We start from the raw sequence: 2,175 nt of genomic DNA, 5'->3' as shown, positions 1-2,175 counted from the left end.
TGGGCGTCGGAAAGCCAGTAAAGGTTGCTCATGATTCAGGTCTCCTTGCGGGGCCTGAATCATGCCAAGGTCCTGAAATCAATGGGTCCTGAGCCTAGCCAGAACGCTTCGCAACGCATGGATTTCATATACATGCAAAGCCAGAAATATAATCCCGGCGGGAGTATTTCCGCCAAAGTGAAAGCCCTTTCACCCTGATCCAAATACCCCGGGGGAGTCCCCGGCACGGGGACGGGGGCGGCGCCCCCTCGCCGCTTGCCAGCCGCGCCCGCGGGTTCTATCAGGCGCGGGAACTTCAGCGACACGGGGGCGCGCGGCCAGATGAACATCCTTATCCTCGGCAGCGGCGGGCGCGAACATGCGCTGGCCTGGGCGGTGCGGCAGAACCCGAAATGCGACCGGCTGATCGTCGCCCCCGGCAATGCCGGCATCGCGGACCTCGCGGAATGCGCCAGCCTCGACATCCTCGACCCGGCAAAAGTCGTGGGCTTTTGCGAAGACAACGCCATCGATTTCGTCATCGTAGGCCCCGAGGCGCCGCTGGCGGCGGGCGTCGCCGATGCCACCCGCGCGGCAGGGATCCTGACCTTCGGCCCCTCGGCGGAGGCCGCGCGGCTGGAAAGCTCGAAAGCGTTCACCAAGGAGATCTGCGATGCCTGCGGCGCGCCGACCGCCGCCTGGGCGCGCTTCGGTTCTGCGGAGCCCGCGAAGGATTACATCCGCGAGAAGGGCGCGCCGATCGTCGTCAAGGCCGACGGGCTGGCCGCCGGCAAGGGGGTGATCGTCGCCATGACCCTCGCCGAGGCGCTGGCCGCGGTGGACGACATGTTCGGCGGCGAATTCGGCGCCGCCGGAGCCGAGGTGGTGATCGAGGAATTCATGGCGGGCGAGGAAGCCAGCTTCTTCATCCTGACCGACGGCACCGCCGCGCTGCCCATCGGCACCGCCCAGGATCACAAGCGCGTGGGCGACGGCGACACCGGCCCGAACACTGGCGGCATGGGTGCCTATTCCCCCGCCCCGGTGCTGACCGATGCGATCCAGAGCCAGGCGCTGCAAGAGATCGTGCTGCCGACGATCCGCGAGATGGCGAAGCGCGGCACGCCGTATCAGGGCGTCCTCTACGCCGGGCTGATGATCGAACACGGCCGCGCGCGGCTTGTCGAATACAACTGCCGCTTCGGCGACCCCGAGGCGCAGGTCCTGATGATGCGGCTTGGCGCGCAGGCGCTGGATCTGATGATCGCCTGCGCCGATGCGCGGCTTGGCCCTGCAAAGGTCAACTGGGCCGACGACCATGCGCTGACCGTGGTGATGGCGGCGAACGGCTACCCAGGCGCTTACGAAAAGGGCTCGGAGATCCGCGGTCTCGGCACGCTGCCCGACGACACCTCGCACAAGGTGTTCCATGCGGGCACCGCCGCGCGGGACGGCGCGCTCACCGCCACCGGCGGGCGGGTGCTCAACGTCACCGCCCGCGGCGCCAACCTGCGCGAGGCGCGCGACGCCGCCTATGCGATGGTGGACCGGATCGACTGGCCCGGCGGTTTCTGCCGCCGCGACATCGGCTGGCGCGCGCTCTGACCCTGCGCCGCGCCCCGGATTTGCGCCTGTCATATTCGCATGTTACGGGCGCATGCGACGCGGCCCGGCGGCAACGAGCCGCCAGCCAACCAGCCATGAGGATGCGGGCAGGTGTATCGGCTTGAAGAAGAAACCGCGGCCGACTGGTGGGAGGTCGAGGCGCTTTACGACCTCTGTTTCGCGCCGGGGCGCACCGCGCTTTCCTCTTACCGGCTGCGCGACGGCGTGCCGACCATCGCCGCGCTCTGCCTGTGCCTGCGCGACGGCGAGGGCAATCTCGCCGGCGCGATCCGCTACTGGCCCGCGAAAGTGGGCCAGGACGACATTCTGCTGCTCGGCCCGGTCGCGGTGCATCCCACCCATCAGGGCGAGGGGCTGGGCGCGCTTCTGATCAGCGAAAGCCTGGCCGAGGCCCGCCGCCTCGGCTGGCAGCGGGTGCTGCTGGTGGGCGATGCGCCCTATTACAACCGCTTCGGCTTTTACAGGCTGGAGGGGGTAGAAATGCCGCCCCCCACCAACCCCGACCGGGTGCTGGGGCTGGAGCTGAAACCCGGGGCCTGGGCGGGCGTGACCGGCCGCGTGGTCCGGGCG

2 protein-coding genes are annotated in these 2,175 nt (G+C 68.8%); both read left to right on the top strand.

What is annotated here, in order from left to right; genetic code table 11:
• The first annotated feature begins 321 nt into the window (after positions 1-321).
• Complete coding sequence (gene purD / locus XINFAN_RS20155) at positions 322-1,584, top strand: phosphoribosylamine--glycine ligase (protein ID WP_124088656.1); 1,263 nt, start codon at positions 322-324, stop codon at positions 1,582-1,584.
• 111 nt (positions 1,585-1,695) lie between these two features.
• Positions 1,696-2,175: GNAT family N-acetyltransferase (locus tag XINFAN_RS20150; protein WP_148087160.1), on the top strand; the 480-nt coding region annotated here is incomplete at its 3' end.

It is taken from the genome of Pseudogemmobacter humi (genome assembly GCF_900609055.1).
Classification (GTDB): domain Bacteria; phylum Pseudomonadota; class Alphaproteobacteria; order Rhodobacterales; family Rhodobacteraceae; genus Pseudogemmobacter; species Pseudogemmobacter humi.
This window is presented reverse-complemented; position numbering and strand designations above follow the sequence as displayed.

Coding starts and splice junctions, on each gene's coding strand:
- purD (WP_124088656.1), top strand. CDS start 322: ATGAACATCCTTATCCTCGGCAGCGGCGGGCGCGAACATGCGCTGGCC.